The 2570-nt window shown below is 32.8% G+C and carries 2 protein-coding genes and 1 pseudogene; all 3 read right to left on the reverse strand.

Features of this window, described 5'->3' with window-relative positions:
• Positions 1-102 precede the first annotated feature (102 nt).
• Positions 103-1101: a type II secretion system F family protein gene (locus ACZQCL_RS08560; protein WP_337618965.1), complete on the reverse strand. Its 999-nt coding sequence runs from the start codon at positions 1099-1101 to the stop codon at positions 103-105.
• A gap of 11 nt (positions 1102-1112) precedes the next feature.
• Positions 1113-2018: a transglutaminase-like domain-containing protein gene (locus ACZQCL_RS08565; RefSeq protein WP_482482799.1), complete on the reverse strand. Its 906-nt coding sequence runs from the start codon at positions 2016-2018 to the stop codon at positions 1113-1115.
• 18 nt (positions 2019-2036) lie between these two features.
• Positions 2037-2453: pseudogene (locus ACZQCL_RS08570) on the reverse strand (EAL domain-containing protein); the annotation flags it as partial.
• Between the last annotated feature and the right edge of the window lie 117 nt (positions 2454-2570).

A 2570-nucleotide genomic window follows, 5' to 3' on the forward strand; every position in this document is an offset into this window, starting at 1 on the left:
ACAATGCCCAAGGACTAGATACTGGCCTCTTTGCTCCAAGAGTTACCAGGTCAGGAGTTTCACCTAACTAAATCAACTGCACCGAACTGGCGCACCATATAGCTACCCCAACGTCTGCAATACATTCATCAAAGGAAGCATAATTGAAATTAAAACAAATCCTACCAATAATGATAGACCCGCTATCATAGTTGGTTCTAAACGATTTAAAAAACTTGAAAGCATTCTCTCTAGATCTTCTTTATAGTGTTTAGATAACGTCTTTAACACTTCATCCTGATGACCACTTTCATCAGCTGCCATCAATAAAGCGCCATAACCTTGATCATATACACCTTCATTTACTAGAGCTTTTGAAAGACTCTCACCTTCTAACATACGTTCTTTCACATGAACAACCTTATCTTTTAAAAGAGGATGATCAATCGATTGTAAGATAACATCCACCGCATCAATCAAAGAATATCCACTCGATACAAACAAGGAAAGAATATATGTGAATTTTGTCATTTCAGTTTGATAGTTCAATTTTGAAAAAAAAGGTAATTTTGTAGCCCAAGCCTTATTCGAACTCTTTTTATATAAAATATATAAAATGACACCACAAACAAGAATTACCAATAAAATAAAGAAACCAATATAACTTAGAATTCGAGCTGTATTCATTAGTGATAATGACATTGACATTTGTCTTAAAATATTTTCAAAGATAGGAAACACTTTAAATATCAATGCCGCCACAATCACAAACATCATTAATATCAACACAAAAGGGTATGTGATTGCATCTTGAATTTGATAATTCAACTTTTTTTGTCTTTCATAATAGACACTTAATTCTTTAAGAACCACATCTAGATTCCCGATACTTTGCCCTACAACAACCATTTGAATCATATATTCATCAAAATCATTCGACTGTTTTAGTGCATCCACAAAAGAAGTCCCATCCTGCATGATATCCATCAGTTTTTTTGCACAATGACTTACCCCCGCATCAAAACCAGCCAACATCTTTAAGCCTTCTTCAATTTGCAGTCCATTCGATATAGCTAAAGCCAATTCACTAGTAAAAATAGATTTTTCTTTGTTCGATAACATACATACGCCTCCTAATAGTGATACACTTCATCATATTTTCCCTCATAATCCGAGTTTTTCGAATCAGAAAAAGTAGGATCTACAAGGTTCCATTTTTCTTTCTTAAAATAGATTTTAGGATTAATCCAACCCTTATCCTTCAAATAAATTTCAACCCAGGCATGATATTCAATATCAGTCCAGCCTACAATAACTTTAGCAGGAATCCCCTGAATCCTGCATAAAGCAGCTAGACTTGCCGCATAGTCGAAACATATTCCTTTATGACTTTTTAAAGAACCATCGATATCTGGCAAGACAAATGTCTCACTGACATCTTTAGCCTTTTGATCATCATAATCCAATGTATCCACTACATACTTAAATAAATGTGCGATTCGAGTTAAGTCATCTCGATCTTCTTTTACAAGCTCAAAAGACTTTTTGTATACATATGAATCGATTGTATAATCCACAATCTGGTTTGGATATAAATAAGGAGCAAGATCATTGATCAAATTGACTTCCATGGAAGTAGAAGCACATATCGCATATCTTGTTCCTTCAATTTGTTGCAAAATTTTTATTGTATAAGTTCCATTCTCCATATTTACAGGGAATGTAGTAAAATCGGTCGTCTTTAAATCATAATTATATTTTTTATCATCTTTTTGTATCTGCAGCTTGATTCCGGTCACTTCCTGAAGCAATCTTGCACAAATATACCCATCATCTTTATGAGTAAAATCTACAAGAGCCAGATTTCCATCACTTAAAACATCCGCCTGCTCATAACTTGGCCATAAAACCTGCTCTTCTGTTTGCGAAGGACTCTCTTTGCACTCTGTAGGATACTTTTTTGAATCTTGACATCCACACAAAAGTGTTAATACCATCAAGATACAAATAACTGCACTTATAATCTTATTCTTTTTCATACTGATTTAATAATACACCTATTTTGTTTCAATTAAATCATTAAATGCAGATATTGAAAGAGGACGACCATAGAAATATCCTTGTCCTACATCTGCGCCTAAGTTTTTAATAAATAGATCATCCTGCTTAGATTCCACACCTTCGACGACTACTAGAATTTGTGATTTTTTCGCGATATCAATAATGGATTCCAAAATCCATTTAGTTCTTTGATTATCAACCTCTGATTTTGTATGTAAGAAGATACGATCAATTTTCAACTCATCAATCTGTAATTTTGATAAAACATTCAAAGAAGAATATCCACTGCCAAAATCATCTAAAGAAACAGAAAAGCCTAATTTTTTTACTTCTGTTAAGATAGAATTAAAAATATCAATATCTTCAATAACTGTACTCTCTAATACTTCTAACGTAATGTAAGATCCCGATACATTATATTCTTCTAATAGTCACATTTAATAAAATGGGATATAGACATCATTAATGTCAAATAGGCTTGTACAATTTACCTGTAAGTGAGGTAATGAAATATGTGTACAGAATTTAAT

The organism is Holdemanella sp., from assembly GCF_056804935.1.